Annotated in this window: 20 protein-coding genes and 1 pseudogene; 9 read left to right on the top strand and 12 right to left on the bottom strand. The window is 70.5% G+C overall.

What is annotated here, in order from left to right; genetic code table 11:
• Position 1 precedes the first annotated feature (1 nt).
• Positions 2–1,513, bottom strand: a complete 1,512-nt coding sequence (locus tag OG841_RS28760) for a sigma-70 family RNA polymerase sigma factor (protein ID WP_371567065.1) — start codon at positions 1,511–1,513, stop codon at positions 2–4.
• A gap of 197 nt (positions 1,514–1,710) precedes the next feature.
• On the opposite strand from OG841_RS28760, the gene OG841_RS28755 reads away from it, so the two are divergent.
• Together OG841_RS28755 and OG841_RS28750 are read left to right on the top strand one after the other, a co-directional pair.
• The gene (locus OG841_RS28755; protein ID WP_328638880.1) at positions 1,711–2,127 is read left to right on the top strand and encodes an SsgA family sporulation/cell division regulator; all 417 of its coding nucleotides are present in this window, start codon (positions 1,711–1,713) and stop codon (positions 2,125–2,127) included.
• A 93-nt stretch (positions 2,128–2,220) separates the two neighbouring features.
• The gene (locus OG841_RS28750) at positions 2,221–2,607 is read left to right on the top strand and encodes a hypothetical protein (RefSeq protein ID WP_371567064.1); all 387 of its coding nucleotides are present in this window, start codon (positions 2,221–2,223) and stop codon (positions 2,605–2,607) included.
• Positions 2,608–2,656: 49 nt separating this feature from the next.
• Here the strand turns inward: OG841_RS28750 and OG841_RS28745 are convergent, their stop codons facing one another.
• From OG841_RS28745 to OG841_RS28735, 3 genes are read right to left on the bottom strand one after another with little or no spacing between them, the layout of a single operon-like run.
• Positions 2,657–3,199, bottom strand: a complete 543-nt coding sequence (locus OG841_RS28745; protein WP_328638882.1) for an HAD domain-containing protein — start codon at positions 3,197–3,199, stop codon at positions 2,657–2,659.
• Positions 3,196–3,771: a GNAT family N-acetyltransferase gene (locus OG841_RS28740; RefSeq protein WP_328638883.1), complete on the bottom strand. Its 576-nt coding sequence runs from the start codon at positions 3,769–3,771 to the stop codon at positions 3,196–3,198. The genes OG841_RS28745 and OG841_RS28740 overlap by 4 nt, the downstream gene beginning before the upstream one ends.
• Complete coding sequence (locus OG841_RS28735) at positions 3,768–4,607, bottom strand: alpha/beta fold hydrolase (RefSeq protein WP_328638884.1); 840 nt, start codon at positions 4,605–4,607, stop codon at positions 3,768–3,770. The genes OG841_RS28740 and OG841_RS28735 overlap by 4 nt, the downstream gene beginning before the upstream one ends.
• A gap of 188 nt (positions 4,608–4,795) precedes the next feature.
• On the opposite strand from OG841_RS28735, the gene OG841_RS28730 reads away from it, so the two are divergent.
• Complete coding sequence (locus OG841_RS28730; protein ID WP_328638885.1) at positions 4,796–5,179, top strand: hypothetical protein; 384 nt, start codon at positions 4,796–4,798, stop codon at positions 5,177–5,179.
• Between the two features lie 31 nt (positions 5,180–5,210).
• Here the strand turns inward: OG841_RS28730 and OG841_RS28725 are convergent, their stop codons facing one another.
• Entirely contained in the window at positions 5,211–5,690 is a 480-nt protein-coding gene (locus tag OG841_RS28725; RefSeq protein WP_328638886.1) for a cupredoxin domain-containing protein, read from the bottom strand.
• 151 nt (positions 5,691–5,841) lie between these two features.
• On the opposite strand from OG841_RS28725, the gene OG841_RS28720 reads away from it, so the two are divergent.
• The 3 genes and pseudogenes from OG841_RS28720 (at position 5,842) to OG841_RS28710 (ending at position 7,482) form a co-directional block, all read left to right on the top strand.
• Positions 5,842–6,423, top strand: a complete 582-nt coding sequence (locus tag OG841_RS28720; protein WP_328638887.1) for an RNA polymerase sigma factor — start codon at positions 5,842–5,844, stop codon at positions 6,421–6,423.
• Entirely contained in the window at positions 6,416–7,186 is a 771-nt protein-coding gene (locus tag OG841_RS28715) for a zf-HC2 domain-containing protein (RefSeq protein ID WP_328638888.1), read from the top strand. The genes OG841_RS28720 and OG841_RS28715 overlap by 8 nt, the downstream gene beginning before the upstream one ends.
• Positions 7,187–7,192: 6 nt before the next feature.
• A pseudogene (locus OG841_RS28710) lies at positions 7,193–7,482 on the top strand (hypothetical protein).
• A 4-nt stretch (positions 7,483–7,486) separates the two neighbouring features.
• Here the strand turns inward: OG841_RS28710 and OG841_RS28705 are convergent.
• Positions 7,487–7,858, bottom strand: coding sequence for a VOC family protein (locus OG841_RS28705; protein WP_328638889.1), 372 nt, complete (start codon positions 7,856–7,858; stop codon positions 7,487–7,489).
• A gap of 121 nt (positions 7,859–7,979) precedes the next feature.
• On the opposite strand from OG841_RS28705, the gene OG841_RS28700 reads away from it, so the two are divergent.
• Positions 7,980–9,425, top strand: coding sequence for an alginate lyase family protein (locus OG841_RS28700; RefSeq protein WP_328638890.1), 1,446 nt, complete (start codon positions 7,980–7,982; stop codon positions 9,423–9,425).
• Positions 9,426–9,885: 460 nt separating this feature from the next.
• Here the strand turns inward: OG841_RS28700 and OG841_RS28695 are convergent, their stop codons facing one another.
• On the bottom strand, positions 9,886–11,343 hold the full coding sequence (locus OG841_RS28695) for an MFS transporter (RefSeq protein ID WP_328638891.1): 1,458 nt from the start codon (positions 11,341–11,343) through the stop codon (positions 9,886–9,888).
• Positions 11,344–11,421: 78 nt separating this feature from the next.
• Positions 11,422–12,789, bottom strand: a complete 1,368-nt coding sequence (locus tag OG841_RS28690; protein ID WP_365120104.1) for a DUF445 domain-containing protein — start codon at positions 12,787–12,789, stop codon at positions 11,422–11,424.
• A 194-nt stretch (positions 12,790–12,983) separates the two neighbouring features.
• On the opposite strand from OG841_RS28690, the gene OG841_RS28685 reads away from it, so the two are divergent.
• Positions 12,984–14,318, top strand: coding sequence for an SGNH/GDSL hydrolase family protein (locus OG841_RS28685; RefSeq protein ID WP_371567063.1), 1,335 nt, complete (start codon positions 12,984–12,986; stop codon positions 14,316–14,318).
• A gap of 36 nt (positions 14,319–14,354) precedes the next feature.
• Here OG841_RS28685 and OG841_RS28680 read toward each other — a convergent pair whose 3' ends face one another.
• From OG841_RS28680 to OG841_RS28665, 4 genes are read right to left on the bottom strand one after another with little or no spacing between them, the layout of a single operon-like run.
• Positions 14,355–15,089, bottom strand: coding sequence for a DUF1707 SHOCT-like domain-containing protein (locus OG841_RS28680; protein ID WP_328638894.1), 735 nt, complete (start codon positions 15,087–15,089; stop codon positions 14,355–14,357).
• A 33-nt stretch (positions 15,090–15,122) separates the two neighbouring features.
• Entirely contained in the window at positions 15,123–16,118 is a 996-nt protein-coding gene (locus OG841_RS28675) for an ABC transporter ATP-binding protein (protein ID WP_328638895.1), read from the bottom strand.
• 2 nt (positions 16,119–16,120) lie between these two features.
• Positions 16,121–16,942 (bottom strand): ABC transporter permease, encoded by an 822-nt coding sequence (locus OG841_RS28670; RefSeq protein ID WP_371567062.1) that lies wholly within the window; start codon positions 16,940–16,942, stop codon positions 16,121–16,123.
• Positions 16,935–17,735: an ABC transporter permease gene (locus OG841_RS28665; protein WP_328643549.1), complete on the bottom strand. Its 801-nt coding sequence runs from the start codon at positions 17,733–17,735 to the stop codon at positions 16,935–16,937. Before OG841_RS28665 ends, OG841_RS28670 begins: the two co-directional genes overlap by 8 nt.
• Positions 17,736–17,938: 203 nt before the next feature.
• On the opposite strand from OG841_RS28665, the gene OG841_RS28660 reads away from it, so the two are divergent.
• On the top strand, positions 17,939–20,347 hold the full coding sequence (locus OG841_RS28660; RefSeq protein WP_371567061.1) for a transglycosylase domain-containing protein: 2,409 nt from the start codon (positions 17,939–17,941) through the stop codon (positions 20,345–20,347).
• Positions 20,348–20,380: the final 33 nt, after the last annotated feature.

Here is a 20,380-nt window from a genome sequence, read left to right as displayed (position 1 = left end):
GTTATGCGTACGTCGTCGGTTCAACTCCCTTGTCAGGGGCGGAAGTTCCGGGGGTGGGCGGGGGGCCGCACCCGTCGCCGGGGGTGGGCGGCTCCGGGGTCTCCGGTGCGGGCGGGTCCGACGGGTCCGACGGGTCCGACGGGTCTGATGGTTCGGTCGGCTCCGGAGCGGGCGGCGGTTCCGAGTACGTCGGGGGCTCCGGCGACTCACCAACAGGGTCGGGATCAGTGGGAGCAGGGGTACCCGGCTCCGGTACGGGGGGCTTCTCCCGCGGTGTGCCGGGCTTCGGTTGCCCGGGCTCGGGCTGCTGTTCCTTCGGCGGCGTCGGCGCCGGCTGCGGCACCTCCGGCGCGGGTTGCTCCGGCGCCCCCGAGTCGCCCTCGGCACCCCCGCCGTCCGAACTGCCCGAACGGCTCCCGGGATCCCCGGCCACGACCGCTCCCGTCCCGTCGCCCCGATCCCGCTCGACCCGCCGGGCCGCACCCCCCGGCGGCTCCCCCGCCACCCCCGCGGACGGCCCCGCCACCGGCGTCTGTGCCACCGGCCCCCGCGCCACCGGCACCTTTCCCGGCGAAGTCACCGTCGCGGGCGACTCGTTCACCCCGAGGGCCAGCACGACCGCGATGGCCGCGGCGGCCGCCGTACCGGAGGCGAGGGCGGCCTTGGTCTTCGGGCCCGCCGCACGGGCCGTATGAAGAAGACCCCGCCCGGTCGCCGAGGCCGCCCCCGCGGACCCGGCCGTGAGCGACGCCAGGAACTTCCCCGTGCCGCCGCCCATCACGAACACCAGCAGCGCGGGGCCCACGAGCGCGGGCAGCCGGTTGTTGGCGCGGATCAGGACGGCGAGGCGGCCCCGGCACCCGTCACAGGCGTCGACGTGGGCGAGGAGGCGCTCGGACTGGCGCGGGGTCGCGTTGCCGCGGACGTAGGCCGGCATACGGACCCAGTGGACCTCGCACGCGGGATCGTCGGGGGCCTCGGTCTGCGAGCGCAGGAACGCCTGGCGCATGCCCTCGCGGGCACGGTGCAGCAGTACGGCCGTGGCGCCCTGCTTGGCGCCGATCTGCCGACCGACCGTCTCCAGCGGCTGGCCCTCGGCGTCGGCGAGCCACAGGGCCTGCACCCAGCGTTCGGGGAGTTCGCCGAGGACGCGTACCAACAGGTCGGTGGAGGAGACCTGTTCGGCCGGGTCGTCCACCTGCCCGGCGGAGGCCTGTTCGGGGATCTGCGGGTCCCGCGGGGTCTCGTGGGTGGCGCTCGCGACGGAGGACGCGAGGTGCCGGACGGTCGTCATGAGGTACGCCGGAACGTTGTCGATCTCGTGCCCGGCGGACAGCCGCCGCCACACGCGGAAGTGTGCCTCGGCGACGAGGTCTTCGGCCGCCCAGGTGTTGCGGGTGAGCGAGCGGGCGTATGCGACGAGGCGCGGCTGTTCCTCCTCGTAGACCCGCACGTATGCGGCGGTCGCGGAGGGGGATGCCTGGGCGGGCACTCTGGCAGGTTGGTCGGTCATGGCAGGAACGCTCCAGTTCCCGGCGGGCGGGGCGCGGAAGGGTTTGTCAGCCTAGATGACAAAACTTTCAACCATTCAGTTCCGGGCGTGACTCAGGTCACATGAACGAACTCCGGGCCCCGCGTAATCAAGGGGCACTCCTGTGGCTCGACATGGCAACCGACCCATGCTCGACCCCGAGACGGAGACCGCCGCTCATGCGCTTCGCCACCCTGGAACAGACCGTCCGCGCCCGCCTGATCACCACCGACCACCCGGAACTCCCGGTGCGCCCCACGCTGCGTTACAGCTCCGCCGAGCCCTTCGCCGTGCACATCGACTTCCCCGCGCACGTCTCGGCCGACGGCGAGGGCGTGACATGGATGTTCGGGCGGGCGCTCCTGGAGGAGGGGCTGGGGACACCCGCGGGCGAGGGGGACGTACGAATACGGCCGCAGGGGTGGGCCCGGACCGTCATCGAGTTGCACTCACCGCTGGGCGTCGCCGTGATCCGCTTCGGCACGGCCGCCCTCCGCCGCTTCCTGCTGCGCTCCTACGCCGTCGTCGAGCCGGGCACGGAGGATTTGGGCCCGGAACTCGACCAGGGGCTGGCGGCGTTGCTCGATGAGGTGTGAAGGGGGATCGGGCAGGAGGCTCGATTCCCCCCTGTGGAAGGCGGCGGCCGTTGTCACCATGAGTGGCCCATCGACGAACCCACGGAGCTGACCATGCGAAGACCCGCTGTTCTGCTGGCCGTTGCCGCCGCCCTCGGCGTCCCGTTGACCGCACCGGCTCCTACCGCCTCGGCAGCCGCCCCGGTGACCGAGGTCATCTGCCAGGACTGGTCCATATTTCCGCAGTACATCCGCCACATCTACCTCAGCGCGGACAACCCCACGGCCGTCAGGGACTTCGACGAGCACCCGGAATTCCTGACCTGTTACGAGTGGTCGGGGTCGACTCCGGCCACGGTGTCGTACTCCATCAGCTACGTGATGAACGACGTGGACCACCCCGACGGGTACACGGACATCCTCACCATGGGGCACGGCTTCTCCTACAGGCCCGCCATGCCGGGCTATGTCTACCGGGCGAGTTTCACGCTCATTCCCTGACGCACCGAACGCACCCTCGGCCGGGGGCGTCGAGGCCCGGCGCTCGCCGTCACAGGTCCCTGGCGAAGCCCGCGACCGCCTCGAAATCGGTAGTGCGCAGGCCGACTCGGGGATCGACCCAATGCAGCAGAGCCGGGCCGTCATGATGGTCCGCCACGAACTCGCGGTCCCTGTCGTCGAGTTCGTCGTCCAGCCAGACGAAGGGGCGGCCCTCGGCGTGCGTGACGAGGTGGCGGGTCTTCCAGAAGGTGCCGTTCGGGCCGGGGGCGAGGGTCGTGGGCCAGTCGACGACGGGGAGGGGTGGGAGGCCGAGGACGGGGCCGATGAAGGTGTTCGCCTCCTCGCGCCAGGTGGTCGCCCAGACCAGGTCGTAGCGGTCCGTCAGCTTCAGCAGGGCCTGGCCGTGGGACGGGTTGAGCCAGACCCGGAGGGGCCGGACGCGGGACGGGGGCAGGCCGGGGTGCTGGGCCAGCCAGCCCTCGGGCTTCATGCGGTGGGTGGTGTAGCCCTCGGGGCGGCGTTCGGGCTTGGCGGCGTAGGGATTGAGGGGGCCGTCGACGTCGAGGTAGAGGAGCGGGCGGCCGGTGTTCATGCTTGCTCGCGTCGGCGTTGTTCCCAGTCGGTGCGCAGGAGTTCGTACTCCACCTCGCCCTGATCGGAGCCCTCGATCGCCTCCGGCCAGTCGCCGAAGTAGGTGCGCAGGAAGGTCAGGCCGGACTTCTCCATCACGCGGCGCGAGCCCGTGTTGACGGTCATGGTGTTGGCGGTGACGCGTTCGACCCCGAGGTCGGTGAAGCCCTTGTCGACGAGGGCGCGGGAGCCCTCGGTGGCGTAACCCCGGCCCCAGGCCGCCTTGTTGAGTCGGTAGCCCAGTTCGACGACGGCCGGGCACTCGTCGTCGAGGGGGCGGAACTCGAACCAGCCGAGGAAGGTGCCGGTGGACTTCTCCTCGGCCGCCCAGTAGCCGCGGGTGCCGAGGCCGGGGTGGTCGTGGAGGAGGCGGGGCAGGGTGCGGGTGCGGATCGTCTCGGGGGGCGTGGGCGCGCCGCCGGTGAGGAAGCGCATCACCTCGGGGTCGCCGTCCAGGGCGACGAGATGGTCTTCGTCGGCCTCGGTGAACGCCCGCAGCCGCAGCCTTTCGGTCTCCAGGAAGACGTACGTCACGGGCTTCTCCTCGGCGACTCGTCGGCCAGGAACTTCTCGATCTCCCGGTGGAGCGGTTCCGGCTGGTCCAGGTGTACGTCGTGGGCGGCGCCCGGGACGACGGCCGTACGGGTGTCCGGGCGACGGGTCAGCATCTCGGCCGCCTCCGCGGACTTCATCGTGCCGGACGCGCCGCGCACGAGGAGCGTGGGGCAGCGGATCCGCGACCACTGCGGCCAGTAGCCGTCGGTGGCCAGTTCCGTCATCGTCCGGACCAGCGTGTCACGGTCGAAGCGCGGACGAAGGCCGTCCGCGTACTCCTCGAGCCCTCGCGCCCATGCCTCGTGGCCGAGGAAGGCCGTCGCCTGCTCCAGGGACGCGAAGGGAAGGGGCCAGCCGTCCAGCCAGCCCGCGATCTCGCCGGGCAGCTCCGGGCTCCGGCCCGCCGGGCCCGCCTCGACCAGGACCAGGGAGTGGACCAGTCCGGGGTGGTCCGCCGCGAGCAGCATCGCCGTGTGGCCGCCCAGGGACTGGCCGACGAGGATCGCGGGGGCGAGATCCAGTTCCCGCAGCAGGGTCGCGGCGTCCTCGACGTGGGCGGCGCGGGTCACCGACGCCGGGCGGCGGGTGCTCTCACCGTGGCCACGGGCGTCGTACGACACCACGCGGCGCCCGGACGACTCCAACCGCCCTGCCAGGTCGTCCCATTCGCCCAGATGGCCCGCGAGGCCGTGCAGGAGCAGCACGGATGGTTCGGGGCCGGGGCCGGGACTGAGGCCGGGGCGGTCGCGGTAGGCGATGCGGGTGCCGTCGCCGACGGTGAGGTGCGTGGTGCGGCGCGTGGTGCGGCGCTTCAACTTCCCTCCCCCTCGCCTGGGTCGCGTACGTGAGGGAAGACTCGCCCGACCCGCGTGCCGCGCGCCAGCCGTTTTCCCCGTCCCGTCTGTGACAGCCCTGTTGCCGGAACTGTGGGCTCCGCCACAGCCGTTCGCCTTGCGTGCTGCTGGACTCTGCGGACCCGGAAACGAGTCGTCAGGGGGCCGGGATGTCGTCGGTGGCTCGTCGTCTGCGCGGGTTCGCCACACTGGCGGGGCTCGTCGCGCTCCTCGTGTACACCTGGGGGCTGCTGCATCTCGCCGGCGCGTTCCTCGAGGCGGAGGACGGTGGCACGGGCTCCGCGCCGATACCGCCGTGCCGTGGGAACGAGCAGGTCGTCCATGTCATCGACTACTCGGTGCGCTACTTCCCCCTCTCCTTCGACTGCGAGATGAAGGGCGGCGGCAGCTACCCGGCCGACGCGATCCCCGGGTACGTCAATCCCGTCGCCGTGGGCTCCGCCCTCACCGCCATCGGCTGCGCCGTCGCCTCCGCCTATGTGGCGGAGCTGCGGCTACGAGCCGGGGCACGCAAGGACGAGGCCCCTGGATGATCGATTCCAAGGGGTGAGCGGTCGTAGCCGTTCAGTAGCCATTACCGTCGGTCGTATGGGTGCCGCTGCCCGTTGAGGCGGTGCCGCCCACGGTGAGTTCGGTCTTCATGCCCAGGTCCTTGTGGCCGTCGACAGGGCAGTAGACCTGGTACTTGCCGTCCTTCAGCGAGACGGTGAGGTTCGCCGACTCTCCGGGTGCCAGCGTCCGCGTCTTGTGTTCCGTTCCCGAGACCTCGATCTCCATGGCGTGGTCGTGATGGCCGTCGTTCTTGACGGCGAACGTGTAGGTCCCCGCCTTCACCGTCTTCTGGGACAGCTCCATCTTGTAGTCGACCAGTTTCACGTCCACCTGGGTGGTTCCCTGCTTGCCACTCTGTTCCGGGGCTGACGATGACGAGCCGCCACCGCTGCCGTTTCCGCCTCCGCACGCCACGAGGATGGCCGCCAGTGCTCCGGCGGCCATCCCGGGCCCGACGTTCCTGCGTACGAACGTCATGAGCGTCGTCGCCATGTCTCGGCCCTCCGTGAGAAATCGTTCCTGCCCAGAGATACGGACGGATCGCGCCGAGGGATTTCCGACAAGAGTGAGCAAGCGGGAGAATAGTTATGTGATCGCGCGAACCGGGGGAATCCGTTCGGCGAGGTTCGCCGTATCCACTGGTATGCGGAGATTGGGCCTACCACTCGGGCGGCTCTCGGACGAGGCACTGCTGGCGGGAATGGCGACCGGCGCCCCGGAGACCGCCCTCGCTTTCGTCCGCCGGTTCCAGCGCATGGTCTTCGGTATCGCCGTCGCTGTCGTCGACGACCCCCAGCTCGCCGAGGACATCGCCCAGCAGACCTTCGAAAGGGCTTGGCGTCATGCGCAGGTCTACGACTCCCGGCGTGGATCGGTGAAGACCTGGCTGGGGACCATCACGCACAACCTGGCGATCGACGCCGTCCGCGCGCGCAAGGCGACCCCTGTCTCCCCCGAGGATCTCGACGCTCTGCTCGGCATCGTGACCCGGACGCCGGAACAGTGGGCGCTGGCCGACGAGGCGGCCTCCCGGATACGGGCCGCGGTGGCGGGCCTTCCGCGCCAGCAGGCGCGGGCCGTGGTCATGGCCGGGATCTACGGGATGACCGCACGGCAGATCTCCGAGTTCGAAGGGATCCCCCTGGGCACGGCGAAGACACGGATCAGGACGGCGATGGGGAAACTGCGGACGGTTCTGGAACCCGAGCGAGCCGATCATGACTGACAGGGACTGCGAGTGGCTGAGGGCCGTCGCCGACGAGCTGGCACTGGGTGTCCTCCCCGGTCAGGAGCGCGCCGAGGCCATCGCCCACCTGGACCGCTGCCCCGCCTGCCGGGAGCGCGTGGAGCACTTGACGTTCGTCGGAGACGGACTGCTCTCTCTCCTGCCGGGCAGCGAGCCGCCCGCCGGCTTCGAGACACGGGTGACGGACAGGCTGGGCCTGAACCGGCCGGCGCGCCGGTGGCGACCACGGGCCGGCGTGGCGGTCGCGGCCGCCGTCGCGACCGCCCTCGGGTTCGGCTTCGGTGGCTGGGCCGTCGGTACGGCCATCGAGGGAGCGTCGGCTCCCCCCTCGCGGAGTTCGCAGCCCCCCGGCTCGGCGCACGGCCTGCTCGCGGCGTCTCTGCTGGCCCCCGGCCACCGCCCGGTGGGCCGGATCTTCGCCTATACCGGACATCCGGGCTGGGTCTACATGTCGGTCCACCTCGGCCGGGACGGTTCCGGATCCGACTCCCGGGCCGGAGACGCGTCCGAGGCCGCGGGCTCGCGCGACGGATACCCGGAGGCCGGAAAGGTCGGATGCCGACTGGAGCGTACGGACGGCACATCGGTCCACCTCGGAGAGTTCTCCCTCGACGACGCCGGCCGGGGTTACTGGGGGGCCCCCACGCGTGTCGACCCGGCCACGGTGTCCGGTGCCCGGCTGCTGGCCGCGGACGGCTCCGTCCTGGCCACGGCCCGCTTCGACGCAGGGCACAACCAGTGACCGCGGATCATCCTTCACGTCCGGTCGGGTTCGGTCAGTGGCGCCTCTCGTCCGGTCCGGTTCGGTCAGAAGCGGCAGCTGGGCGGGGTGGTGCCGGCCGTCGCCGGGGCCGCGGCGGCCCAGCAGTGGCGGGAGCGGGCCGGCGGGAAGGCCGCCGGGGCGCTGACGGCCGCGTATGTCGCCGCCTTCGCCGGGTCCCACCCACTGGCCAAGAAGGTGGGCGCGTGGCCGGCGATGTTCGAGTGGCGGGAGCGGTGGCCCTGGCGTCGTGGGCGGTGGCGGACCGCAACGCCTGAGGGGTCAGTGACCTCCCCCGGCCTTGTGGGTCAGCACATTGACCACCCGGCCGTTCGGGTCCCGGACGAAGAAGCGTCGTACGCCCCACTCCTCGTCCCGCAGCTCCCGTACGACCTCGGCGCCCGACGCCACGACCTGCGTGTACACGGCGTCGACGTCCTCGACCTCCACGCTCAGGTCGGGGACGACGGGGGCGGTGCGCTCCTCGGTGAGGAAGCTGATCTGGGCGGTCGGGTTGGCGGGCGACGCCAGTGTGACGACCCATCCCATGTCCATGACCTCCTCGAAGCCGAGCAGGCCGTAGAAGGCACGGTTGGCCGTCAGGGCCTCACCGGACGCGACATGGATGTCGGGCATGACCCTGCGGATGCTCATGGGCACGGCTCCTTTGGCGTCATCGGCGCCGGGGCTGTCGTCGGCGTCTTTCTGTTATCGCCTCCCCCACCCTCGCGTCTCCTGACCGTCCCCAGCCACCGGCACGCGAGGAATGACGTTCGTGACTTCACAGATCAGCCGTCGCAGCTTGCTCAAGGCGGCGGGAGCCGCGGGTGTCGCGGTGACCGCCGCGACGGCCCTGCCCGCCACCGCCGCCGACTCCGCCTTCGCGCACCCGGGTCTGCTGCACACGCAGGCCGACCTCGCCCGCATGGCCGCGAAGGTGAAGGCGGGCGCCGCGCCCTACACGGCCGGTTTCGCCAAGCTGACCGCCAACCGCCATGCGCAGAGCGGCTGGACGCCCAACCCGCAGGCGACGGTGTACCGGGGCGCGGGCAGCCCGCAGAACTACGCGACGCTCTACAACGACATCCACGCCGCGTACCAGAACGGCCTCCGCCACCACGTCAGCGGCGACAGCGCGTACGCCGACACGGCCGTGGCGATCCTCAACGCCTGGTCGGCGAAGCTGACTTCGCTTGAAGGCAGCGCGGACCGATTCCTCGCCGCCGGGCTGTACGGCTACCAGTTCGCCAACGCCGCCGAACTCGTCCGGGACCACCCGGACTTCGACCTCTCCCGCTTCCAGGAGATGCTCACCAAGGTCTTCGCCCCGCTCAGCGACGACTTCCTGGTCCGCCACAACGGTGCCGTCATCACCAACTACTGGACGAACTGGGACCTGTGCGCCATGGCCTGTGTCCTGGCCACCGGCATCTTCTGCGACGACGCCCCCCAAGTCGCCCGCGCCGTCGACTACTTCAAGCACGGCGAGGGTCTCGGTTCCGTCAGGAACGCCATCCCCGTCGTGTACGACGACGGCCTCGCCGAGTGGCTGGAGGCGGGCCGGGACCAGGGGCACGCGCTCCTCGGGGTCGGCCTGATGGGCACGTTCTGCGAGATGGCGTGGAACCAGGGGTACGACCTGTACGGCTACGACGACAGCCGGTTCCTCAAGGGCGCCCAGTATGTGGCGAAGTGGGGCTTGGGAGGGGAGGTCTCCTACACCGCGAACACTCGCGCGAAGGGGGCGATCGGGGGGTGGTCCGGGAGGGAGACGGCGTCCGCGGCGGCCGGCGTCGACCCCGCGATGACCCGCCCCATCTGGGCGATGATCGCCAACCACTACACGAAGCGGCGGGGGCTTTCGGCGTCGTACGTCACCCGGATCGCGGCGAGGTCCGCGCCGGAGGGTGGGGGCGGGGACTACGGCCCCAACAGCGGGGGCTACGACCAACTGGGCTTCGGCACGCTGGCGTTCACGCGGGACCGGGCTTCGGCTACGGGGGCTTCTCCTGTTCCGGCGACCAGTGCGAGCGCCTCTCCGGACTCCGGCGCGCGACCCCAGACGGGGGGTTCGGCGTCCACGGCCGCAGGCCCGGACCTTGCGGCCACCGGTTCCAACGACATCGCCGGGTGGTCGGCGGCCGCGGGGATCACCGCGGTGGCGGGGGGACTGCTTTTGCTGCGGCGGCGGGATCGGGTGCGGCGTGAGGGGGCCGAGTAGGGGTGCCGGGTCGGGTTGTCGGGCGGCTGCGGGTACGTCGTGGCTGGTCGCGCAGTTCCCCGCGCCCCTGGGGAGTTGCCGTCACCGGCGCCGAGACGGCCCGATGCCCACCTCGCGCACCACGACGGACCGACCCCTCCCTCATGCGCCACGACGGACCGTTCGCCGCACCGCGCGCCCCCACGGGCCGTTGGCCGCGTACGGCGTGCAGGGGACGGGGTGGGGGGTGTCCGCCCGCAGCGGCCGGCGTCCGTTACCGGGCACATCTCACAGCAACGGCAACCGCCGGACCGAGGACGGATACCCCCCCCCCCGGCCCCGACCCACCCACCGAACCGCACGCGCTACACAAGCCCCCACCGAAGCCGCAACAGGCCGCCGCAGGCACTCAGGGGCGCGGGGAACTGCGCACAACGCTCGCCCCCACCGGCCCGCAGCCACCCGTCCAACCGCCGGAGGCTCACGCCGACGCCGTCAGCGGCTTCGCGATGTCCTCCAGCGACCGCCGCTCCGCCCGCACCGCGAGGAACGCCGCCACCAGACCCGCCGCGCACATCAGACCCGCGCCGATCTGGAAGGCCAGCACCGTGTCGCCGACCTTGCCCGTGCTCGTCAGGTCGGCGAACAGCAGCGGTCCGCTGATGCCGCCCGCCGCCGTACCCAGCGCGTAGAAGAACGCGATCGACATGGCCCGCGTCTCCATCGGGAACACCTCGGACACCGTGAGGTAGGCGCTCGACGCCCCCGCCGACGCGAAGAACAGCACCGCACACCAGCACGCCGTCAGCGTGCCCGCGCTCAGCGACCCCTGGTCGAACAGCCACGCCGTCCCGAACAGCAGCAGCCCCGACAGCAGATACGTCGACGAGATCATCACCCGCCGCCCCACCGTGTCGAACAGCTTCCCCAGCAACAGCGGCCCACAGAAGTTACCGATCGCGATGACCGCGAAGTAGTACCCGGTGTCCCCCGTCGGCACGTCGAAGAACGTCGTGAGGATCGCCCCGAACCCGAACGTGATCGCGTTGTAGAGGAAGGCCTGGCCTATGAAGAGTGAGAACCCCAGCACGGACCGGCGACGGTAGTCCGAGAACACCGTCCGCGCGATCTCCACGAACGTCACACTCCGCCGCTGATGGATCGTGATCTCACCCTCGGGCCGCGGCAAGGGCTCGCCGCCCCTCTCCGCCTCCACCCGCTCCTCGATCGAGGTGACGATCCGCTCCGCCTCCTCGTCCCGCCCATGGATCAGCAACCACCGCGGACTCTCCGGCACATGCCGCCGTACGAGAAGGATCACGAACGCCAGCACCGCTCCCAGCGCGAACGTCAGCCGCCACCCCACGTCCTTCGCGAAGATGTCCGTGTTCAGCGCGACGATCGACAGCAGCGAGCCGCCCACCGCTCCCAGCCAGAAACTCCCGTTGATCATCAGGTCGACCCGGCCCCGGTACTGCGCCGGAATCAGCTCGTCGATCGCGGAGTTGATCGCCGCGTACTCCCCGCCGATCCCGAACCCGGTCAGGAAACGGAACGCGAAGAACCACCACGACTCGAAGGACACCGCCGTCAGCGCCGTGGCCGCCAGATACACCGCCAGCGTGATCATGAACAGCTTCTTGCGGCCCCACTTGTCCGTCAGCCGCCCCCAGAACAGCGCCCCCACGCACGCGCCCGCCACGTACAGGGCCGCCGCGATCCCGGTGATCTGCCCGGAGGAGATGGACAGGCCGCTCCCCGGCTCCGAGAGCCGACTCGCGATGTTGCCGACGACCGTGACCTCCAGGCCGTCGAGGATCCACACGGTGCCGAGTCCGATGACGATCGTCCAGTGCCAGCGCGACCAGGGAAGCCGGTCGAGTCTGGCGGGGATGTTCGTCGTCACGGTACGGCCGGTATCGGCCTGGGCTGTGGTCACGGAAAGGCTCCCTCCCCATCGAGCGACCCTCGAGCGATCCTCGAGCGAACGCCACCCGGGTGCCCTCGACCAGGCCGCCTACGCCCCCAGCGCCCGCGACACCGTATAGATCAACAACCCCGCGAGCGACCCCACCACCGTGCCGTTGATCCGGATGAACTGAAGGTCACGGCCGATGTGCGCCTCGATCTTCCGCGTCGTGTGCTCGGCGTCCCAGCCGGCCACCGTGTCCGTGATCAGGGAGGTGATCTCCCGCCGGTAGGTGGTGACCACGTACACCGCGGCCCCCTCCACCCACCCGTCGACCTTCGACTGCACCTTCGGGTCGACGGCCATCCGCGCCCCCAGCGACAGCAGCGACGCCCGCACCCGCAGCCGCAGCTCACTGCGCTCGTCCTCGGCGGCGGCAACGATCATCGACCGTACGGCGGTCCAGGCGGACGCGATCAGGTCCTGGACCTCGCCGCGCCCCAGCACCTCGCCCTTGAGCCGCTCGACCCGCGCGCGTGTGTCCGTGTCGGACTGGAGATCGGAGGCGAAGTCCGTCAGGAACCGGTCCAGCGCGCCCCGTGCCGGATGGGACGGCATGTCCCGCATCTCGGTCACGAAGCGCAGCAACTCCTTGTAGACCCGCTCGCCGACCTTCTTGTCGACGAAACGCGGGGTCCAGCCGGGCGCGCCCCCCTGCACCGCGCCCATGACCTGCTCGTCGTGCAGCACGAGCCAGTCGTGGGCCCGGGCCACCACCAGGTCGACGACCCGCCGGTGCCCCCCGTCGACGACGACCTTCTCCAGCATCTTCCCGATGCCGGGCGCGATCTCCTGGGCGTCGGCCCGCCGGGTGATCGCCTCCCCGACCACGGCCTGGACGTCGGAGTCCCGCAGGACGGTCAAGGCACCCCTGAGCGCGGCCGACAGCTCCGCCGTGACCCGGTCGGCGTGCTCGGGCTCGGCCAGCCACGCCCCCAGCCGGCTGCCGATCCCCACGGCACGCAGCCGCTGTCGTACGACATCCTCCGAGAGGAAGTTCTCGCCGACGAACTCGCCCAGCGACACCCCCAACTGGTCCTTCTTGGTCGGGATGATCGCGGTGTGCGGGATGGGCAGGCCGAGCGGGTGGCGGAAGAGGGCGGTGACCGCGAACCAGTCGGCGAGCGCGCCCACCATGCCTGCCTCGGCGGCCGCGGCGACATAGCCGGCCCAGGGACCGGCCCCGGAGTTGTGCGCCCACGTGGCCAGCACGTACACCACCGCCACGAAGAGCAGCAGTCCGGCGGCGGTGAGCTTCATGCGCCGCACCCCGCGCTGCTTCTCCAGATCCGCTTCGCTGAAGGTGTTCATCGCACGTACGGCCGAAGCGGGGACGGCACGGTTCACGGCCCCGTCCGGCCGGGCATGCTGCTCCACGTCAGATGGTCCCGTTTCCTGCGGTTTCGTGCGTTCCATCCGCTCCACCCGTTCGGTGATCCCTCACACATTGTCCCTTCCTGAGCGACTCCCGGAACGGAACAAGAGTTCCCGGCGTCATTCCGGACGAGCGAACCGGAGGGGCCTCGTCACGTGCTCTCAGGTTCATGCCTCATCATGAGGTGATCAGATCGGAGCCCCGGGCTCCCATCGCCCTAGGAGAACAGCACCACATGACTCGGCGTCATGGTTACGCCCTGCTTGCCGCGATCATCGCCGTGGTCGTGGCCATGTCCACCGCCATCTACGTCGGAGTGGCGGCCGACACCGGCACCAGGGACCGCACCTCACTGTCCGGCTCCCGGCCCGCACGCCCCTCCGCCGCACCCGCCTCCGCCGGAGTCTGGGTCGGCACCTGGTCCGCCTCCCCGGTCGGCGCCGAGCCCGGCACCCAGGCCGAAGGCATGACCGGCCGCTCCGTCCGCAACGTCGTCCACGCCGCCGTCGGCGGTACGAGTGCCCGCGTCACGCTGTCCAATCTCTACGGCCGGACCGCGCTGACCATCACGCATGCCTCGCTCGCCCTCGCCGCCGGCACGGAGACCGCCGCCGCGCGCCCGGGAACCATGCGGCCGCTCACGTTCGCCGGCAACACCACGGTCGTCATCGCGGCGGGCGGACAGGTACTCAGCGACGCCGTCGCCCTGGCCGTCCCGGCGGGCAGCGACGTCCTGGTCACCACCTACTCCCCCAGCCTGTCCGGGCCGGTCACCTACCACCCGACGGCACGGCAGACGTCGTACGCCGGCGAGGGCGACCTCACCGAGGACGAGACCGGGACGGCGTACACCGAGCAGGTCGACCGTTGGCGGTATCTCACCGCGCTGGACGTGCTCAGCGGCGAGGCCGACGGCACGGTGGTCGCCTTCGGCGACTCGCTGACCGACGGCAAGAACTCCACCGCCAACGCGAACGCCCGCTGGCCGGACTACCTGAACCGGCGCCTGCGCACCGCGCTCGTGGCCGGGCAGGATCTGCCCCGCTACAGCGTCGTCAACGCGGGGATCGGCGGCAACCGGGTCCTCTCGGACGCCCGTGGCCGTCCCCTGGAGAACCAGGCGGGCATCCGCCGCTTCCGGCGGGACGTGCTCGACCGCCCCAACGTCAAGATCGTGGTCATCGACCTCGGCATCAACGACCTCCTCCGCACCCCGGGCACCGCCGACCCCCAGAAGATCCTCACCGGCCTGCGCGACCTGGTCCGCCAGGCCCACGCCCGCGGCATCAAGGTCGTCGGCGCGACCCTCATGCCCGTCGGCAGGCGCACCACCTGGACCGAGTCCCGCGAGGTCGTCCGCCAGACGATCAACGCGGAGATCCGTTCGGGCAGGGTCTACGACGCGGTGGTCGACTTCGACAAGGCGCTGAGGGATCCGTACAACCCCCGTGCGCTCCGCGCGATGTACGACTCGGGGGACCGGCTCCACCCCGACGACAAGGGGTACGAGCGGATGGCGGACACCTTCGATCTGGACTACCTGAAGGGGTCGACGGCGGCACGGCTGTAGCTGCGACCAGCCACAACGCACCCGCCCACCGACCGCTCAGTCCTCACCCCGTCGGAGCTCCCGGACCGCCTCCCGGCGATCCAGCCGCCGCTGCCGCCGATCCTCACGGAGCCGCTGCCGCTCGGCCCTCGTCACCTTCCGTTCGACTCCGACCCCGCCCCAGAAAGCGAACCCGGTCACGACCACCCGAGGCGCCCCCGGCTCCCCCGGGACACCCTGCTCACGGTGGTCGAACCCGCCCATGATCCCGATCCCCCTCACCACGACCTCGACCCCCGGCGGCACGATCACCTGCACCCCGCCCATGATCGCGACACAGTTGATCTCGACCTCACCGTCGGCGAAGTTCGCCTCCCGCAGATCGAGCTCACCACCGCCCCAGAAGGCGAAGCAGTTGAACCGCCGGGGCACGGTCCACCGCCCCTTGCGCTGGAACCCGGACATCACAGCGACGGCCCACGCGGACGAGCCCTCACCGCCGACGATCCGGGACGCCCAACTCCCGTCCGGCTCGGGCCGCTTCAGCATGTCGACCTTGGGAGCGGCCACCTGGCCGACCGGAAGATCCCGGGTGATCGGCGCGAGCTCGCCGTACGTCCGCGCCTTGTACGTCGCGTCCAGCCGTTCCTCGAACTCCTCCATGTCGAGCCGCCCCTCCGCGAGGGCGTCCCGCAGGACCTCGGCGACTCGCTCACGATCGGCGTCGGCAGCCCGGAGTTCCGGGCCGGGGGGCCTGGGGGGTGTCCCCCCGGAAGACACAGCGTCGGTCATACGCATCAGCCTACGAGCAACCCCTCCCCACGGCTACGACACCGCTTTCTCCGCTTCTCCCGCGTACATCTTCGCGATCACCGCCTCGATGTCCGGCTCCCGCACCGACAGATCCACCATCGGATACTCCGCCGCGACCCGCGCCACCAGGGCCGCCGCCGACTCGGACGCCGGGAACGCCAGCCACTGCCGCGGCCCCTCCACCTTCACCACGCGCGCGGGCGCCGCCTCGATCGGCGGCAACTCCCGCTCCAGGTCCACCACGAGGGTGCGTTCGCTCTCGCCCACCTCGTGGAGACCGGTGAGGGGACCGTCGTACATCAGGCGCCCGTGGTCGATGACCATCACACGCGAGCAGAGCTGCTCGATGTCCTGGAGGTCGTGCGTGGTCAGCAGGACCGTCGTGCCGCGCTCGGTGTTCAACTCCCGCAGGAATCCACGCACCTTGGCCTTGGAGATGACATCGAGTCCGATGGTCGGCTCGTCCAGGTACAGCACCTCGGGATCGTGCAGCAGGGCCGCCGCGATGTCACCCCGCATCCGCTGCCCCAGGGAGAGTTGACGTACCGGAACGTCCAACAGGTCGGCCAGTTCGAGGAGTTCGACACAGCGGTCGAGGTTCTCACGGTAACGGGCGTCCGGGATGCGGTACATGCGGTGCATCAGCTTGTACGAGTCGATCAGCGGAAGGTCCCACCACAGGGTCGTGCGCTGGCCGAAGACCACGCCGATGCGGTGCGCGAGCCTCGTCCTCTCCCGGGACGGGTCGATCCCCGCCACCCGCAGGCGACCACCGCTCGGCGTCAGGATGCCCGTCAGCATCTTGATCGTCGTCGACTTTCCGGCACCGTTCGGGCCGATGTACCCGACCATCTCGCCACGCGCCACGGTGAAGGAGATCGAGTCGACCGCCCGCACCTGGCGCCGCTCCCGTTTCAGGAAACCCGTCTTCTTGCGCACGTCGAAGACCTTCTCGACGCGGTCGAGTTCGATGAAGGCGTCCACCGCCACGTCCACCACCTGGACCATCCCTAACTCCCCGTACTCCGATACGAACCGAGGCCCGCCCGCCACGCGAGCCCGGCCGGCACAGCGCACGCCACCGCCACCAGTGGCGACGCGAAGGCCGCCCACTGCGGCAGATCCAGCGGATACGGCCGGTCCAACACATAAGAGGCCGGCACCCAGTTGACGAAGGCGAGGGGCAGCATGAACGTCACCCCGCGCACGAAGTCCTTCCCGAACACCGTCGGCGGATACTGAAGCAGCGTCGTACCGCCGTACGTGAACGCGTTCTGCACCTCGGAGGCGTCCTGCGCGAAGATCTGGAAGGCCGCGCCCGCCACGAACACCGCGCAGAAGATCGCCGCACCGCTGACCACCATCACCGGCACCAGCAGCACCTTCGCCGCACTCCAGTCGACGTCGACCGACGCCAGCGCCCAGACCAGCACCACGGTGCCCTGGGTGATCCGGCCCAGGCGGCGCACCGCGAAACGGTCCGCGCCGATCTGGGCGAGCACCGGTGCCGGCCGCACCAGCAGGATGTCGAAGGAGCCGTCCCGGATCCGGGCGCCCAGCACATCCATCGAGCCGAGCACCAGGTCGGCGATCCCGAAAGCGGTCACCGAGAGGCCGTAGAGGAAGGCGATCTCGGGCAGGCCCCAGCCGCCCAGCGAGTCCACCTGCGAGAACATCAGCAGAATCCCGACGAAGTCCAGGCCGGTCATCAGCAGATTGCCGAACATGGTGACGACGAAGGACGTGCGGTAGGTCATGGACGAGCGGACCCACATGCCCGCGATCAACCAGTAGGCCCGCACACCCTCACCCAGGCGGGACAACTCAGCCACCCTGCACCACCACCCGCCGCGTCGCCGCCGACTGCAGCAGCCGGCCGGCCGCCAGCAGCACCACCGCCCACGTCGCCTGGAAGGCGTACGCCCCGAGCGGATCGGCCTCCCCCATCAGCACGTCCGCCGGCATCTGGAGCTGCGCCGCCCACGGCAGCGCCCGCACGATGTCGCCCAGCACCCCCGGGAAGGCGTTGAGCGGGAACACGATGCCCGAGCAGAAGACGCCCGTGATCATCACGCCCTGCATGATGCCCATGCCGTCCATCAGCCAGAACACGCTCAGGGCCGCCAGATAGCGGATCCCGAAACTGACGACCATCGCGAGCAGCAGCGCCACGAACAGGGCCGCCCACGAGGTGACGTCCGTGGGCAGCGCCATCGGGAAGAACAGCGCGCCGAAGACGAAGGGGATCACGCCCCGTCCCAGCAGCTGGAACAGCGAGCGGCCCAAGTCGCTCGCCAGCCACCACAGCTGGAGGTCGGCCGGCCGGTACAGATCGACCGCGATCTCCCCCGTGCGGATCCGCTCGATCACGTCCTTCTCGGCACCGCCGCCCTGGATGGCCAGCGTCGAGTACAGGCACTGCCCCAGCCATACGTAGGTGACCGCCTGTGCCTGGTCGTAGCCCCCGAGATGGGGCTTCTCGTCCCACAGCGCGAGATAGGTGTAGACGAGGATCACACCGAAGACGGTGTTGGTGAACACCCCCGCGAGCGTGGCCGCGCGATATGTCGCGTACCGTCTGAATCCCCCCACCGCGACGGCCGCGTACAACCGCCAGGAACCCACATCCACAGCCCTCCTCCGCCCGCCGGCACCAAAGCGCAGGAGCCTAGTGCGCAGGTGACGAGGCGGGCCACCCATTTTCCCCGGGGAGACGCGCGCCATATCCGGGAACGGAACGCACGGTGCGAGAGTCTTCAAGAGGGGACGCAGAAGGCGTACGAGGGCGTACGGGAACGTACGAGGCGAAACAGGAGTCCGTGCACGAGATGAGCGACCAGCCGCAGCAGCCGACCGAGGGCTGGGCACCGACAGACCCACAAGCGGCTGACGAGCCCGGGAAGAAGAAGGCCAAGCGCCCCCGGCGTACGGGCTGGCGACGGCTGATCCCGACGTGGCGCATGGTGCTGGGCACCTTCGTCCTCGGCCTGATCGTCCTGGCCGGCCTGTTCTTCCTCGGCTACTCCATGGTCAAGATCCCGCCGGCCAACGCCCTCGCCACCAAGCAGTCCAACGTCTACCTCTACGCCGACGGCAGCCAACTCGCCCGCGACGGCGAGGTCAACCGCGAGAACGTCTCCCTCCCGCAGATCTCCAAGGACGCCCAGCACGCCGTACTGGCCGCCGAGGACCGCGACTTCTACACCGAGTCCGCGATCGACCCCAAGGCCATGCTCCGCGCCGGCTGGAACACCGCCACCGGCAAGGGCAAGCAGTCCGGCTCGACGATCACCCAGCAGTACGTGAAGAACTACTACCTGGCCCAGGAACAGACCGTCACCCGCAAGGCCAGGGAGTTCTTCATCTCGATCAAGCTGGACCGCACCCAGTCCAAGGACCAGATCCTCGAGGGCTACCTCAACACCAGCTACTTCGGCCGCAACGCCTACGGCATCCAGTCCGCCGCCCAGGCCTACTACGGCAAGGACGCCGTCGACCTCGACCCGGCCCACGCCGCCTACCTCGCCGCGCTGGTCAACGCGCCGAGCGAGTACGACGTCGTCGCGCACCCCGAGAACAAGGCGGCAGCCGAGGCCCGCTGGAACTACGTCCTGGACGGCATGGTCAAGAAGGGCTGGCTGGCCCAGTCCGAGCGCACCGGCCTGACGTTCCCGATGCCCAAGGAGCAGACCGTCTCCACCGGCCTGTCCGGGCAGCGCGGCTACATCGTGCAGGCGATCAAGGACTACCTCACCACCAACAAGATCGTCACCGCGGAGCAGCTGGAGGCCGGCGGCTACCGCATCACCACCACCCTGGACAAGAGCAAGCAGAACGCCTTCGTGAAGGCCGTCAACGACCAGGTGATGAAGAAGCTCGACAAGAAGAACAACAAGGTCGACAACTACGTCCGCGCGGGCGGCGCCTCCGTCGACCCGAAGACCGGCAAGGTCGTCGCGATGTACGGCGGCATCGACTACGTCAAGCAGTACACGAACGGCGCGACCCGAGGCGACTTCCAGGTCGGCTCCATCTTCAAGCCCATCGTGTTCGCCGCGGCCGTCCAGAACGACTCCGAGACGCAGGGCGGCCAGACCATCACCCCCAACACCTACTACGACGGCACCAACAAACGCCCGGTCGTGGGGTGGAACGGCGGCACCTACGCCCCCGAGAACGAGGACCAGGGCTCCTACGGCGAGATCACCGTCCGCGCGGCCACCGACAAGTCCGTCAACTCGGTGTACGCACAGATGGCCGTCGACGTCGGCTCCGACAAGGTCAAGCAGACCGCGATCGACCTGGGCATCCCCTCCGACACCCCGGACCTGACGGCCTCCCCGTCCATCGCGCTCGGCGTGAACACCGCGAGCGTCCTCGACATGGCGGAGGCCTACGCCACCCTCGCCAACCACGGCCGGCACGGCACGTACACGATGATCGACAAGATCACCAAGGACGGCGCGGACACCGTCGAGCTGCCCCAGCAGCGCACCAGCCAGGCCGTCAGCCGCCAGGCCGCCGACACCACCACCTCGATCCTGCAGAGCGTCGTCGAGAACGGCACCGCCACCGCCGCCCAGGCCGCCGACCGCCCCGCCGCCGGCAAGACCGGCACCGCCGAGGAGGACACCGCGGCCTGGTTCGCCGGCTACACCCCCGAACTCGCCACGGTCGTCTCCGTCATGGGCCAGGACCCCGTGACCGCCGCCCACAAGTCGCTGTACGGCGCGATGGGCCTGGAGCGCGTCAACGGCGGCGGGCCGCCCGCCCAGATCTGGGCGCAGTACACCAAGGCCGCCCTCAAGGGGAAGCAGGTCACCGACTTCGACCTCGATCTCCAGCCGGGCGCCGAGGTCCAGGCCCCGAGCAGCCAGGCCCCGGTCGACCCGACCACGGGCGGCCAGGACAACGGCGGCACCACCGGGGACACCACCGGCGGCGAGGAGAGCCCGGGCCAGACCCAGGGCCAGACCCAGGGCCAGGACAACGGCGGCACGACCACGACCGGCGGCGACACCACGACGGGCGGCACGACCGGGGGCACGACCGACGGCGGCGGCACGACCGACGGCGGCACGACGACCGGCGGGACGACCGGGGGCACCACGAACGGCGGCACCACGACCGGCGGCGGCACGACGGGTGACACGACCGGGGGAACCACCGGAGACACCCCGAGCGGCGGGGCGACGACGGAGGGCGCGGGCCTGGTGAGCACGTCCAGATGGGACTGACCGCCCCGTGACACGGCGAGAGGGGCCGGTGAC

Origin of the sequence: Streptomyces canus, from assembly GCF_041435015.1 — a bacterium.
Lineage (GTDB): Bacteria > Actinomycetota > Actinomycetes > Streptomycetales > Streptomycetaceae > Streptomyces > Streptomyces canus_G.
Note: the sequence above shows the minus strand (reverse complement) of the source record. Positions and strands in the feature narration are given on the sequence as shown.

Bases quoted from the DNA above. Each gene is read 5' to 3' on its own strand.
- OG841_RS28685 (WP_371567063.1), top strand. From the start codon at position 12,984: ATGACTCGGCGTCATGGTTACGCCCTGCTTGCCGCGATCATCGCCGTG.
- OG841_RS28705 (WP_328638889.1), bottom strand. From the start codon at position 7,858: ATGAGCATCCGCAGGGTCATGCCCGACATCCATGTCGCGTCCGGTGAG.
- OG841_RS28690 (WP_365120104.1), bottom strand. From the start codon at position 12,789: ATGGAACGCACGAAACCGCAGGAAACGGGACCATCTGACGTGGAGCAG.
- OG841_RS28720 (WP_328638887.1), top strand. From the start codon at position 5,842: ATGCGGAGATTGGGCCTACCACTCGGGCGGCTCTCGGACGAGGCACTG.
- OG841_RS28660 (WP_371567061.1), top strand. From the start codon at position 17,939: ATGAGCGACCAGCCGCAGCAGCCGACCGAGGGCTGGGCACCGACAGAC.
- OG841_RS28760 (WP_371567065.1), bottom strand. From the start codon at position 1,513: ATGACCGACCAACCTGCCAGAGTGCCCGCCCAGGCATCCCCCTCCGCG.
- OG841_RS28725 (WP_328638886.1), bottom strand. From the start codon at position 5,690: ATGGCGACGACGCTCATGACGTTCGTACGCAGGAACGTCGGGCCCGGG.
- OG841_RS28675 (WP_328638895.1), bottom strand. From the start codon at position 16,118: ATGGTCCAGGTGGTGGACGTGGCGGTGGACGCCTTCATCGAACTCGAC.
- OG841_RS28680 (WP_328638894.1), bottom strand. From the start codon at position 15,089: ATGACCGACGCTGTGTCTTCCGGGGGGACACCCCCCAGGCCCCCCGGC.
- OG841_RS28715 (WP_328638888.1), top strand. From the start codon at position 6,416: ATGACTGACAGGGACTGCGAGTGGCTGAGGGCCGTCGCCGACGAGCTG.
- OG841_RS28755 (WP_328638880.1), top strand. From the start codon at position 1,711: ATGCGCTTCGCCACCCTGGAACAGACCGTCCGCGCCCGCCTGATCACC.
- OG841_RS28745 (WP_328638882.1), bottom strand. From the start codon at position 3,199: ATGAACACCGGCCGCCCGCTCCTCTACCTCGACGTCGACGGCCCCCTC.
- OG841_RS28750 (WP_371567064.1), top strand. From the start codon at position 2,221: ATGCGAAGACCCGCTGTTCTGCTGGCCGTTGCCGCCGCCCTCGGCGTC.
- OG841_RS28730 (WP_328638885.1), top strand. From the start codon at position 4,796: ATGTCGTCGGTGGCTCGTCGTCTGCGCGGGTTCGCCACACTGGCGGGG.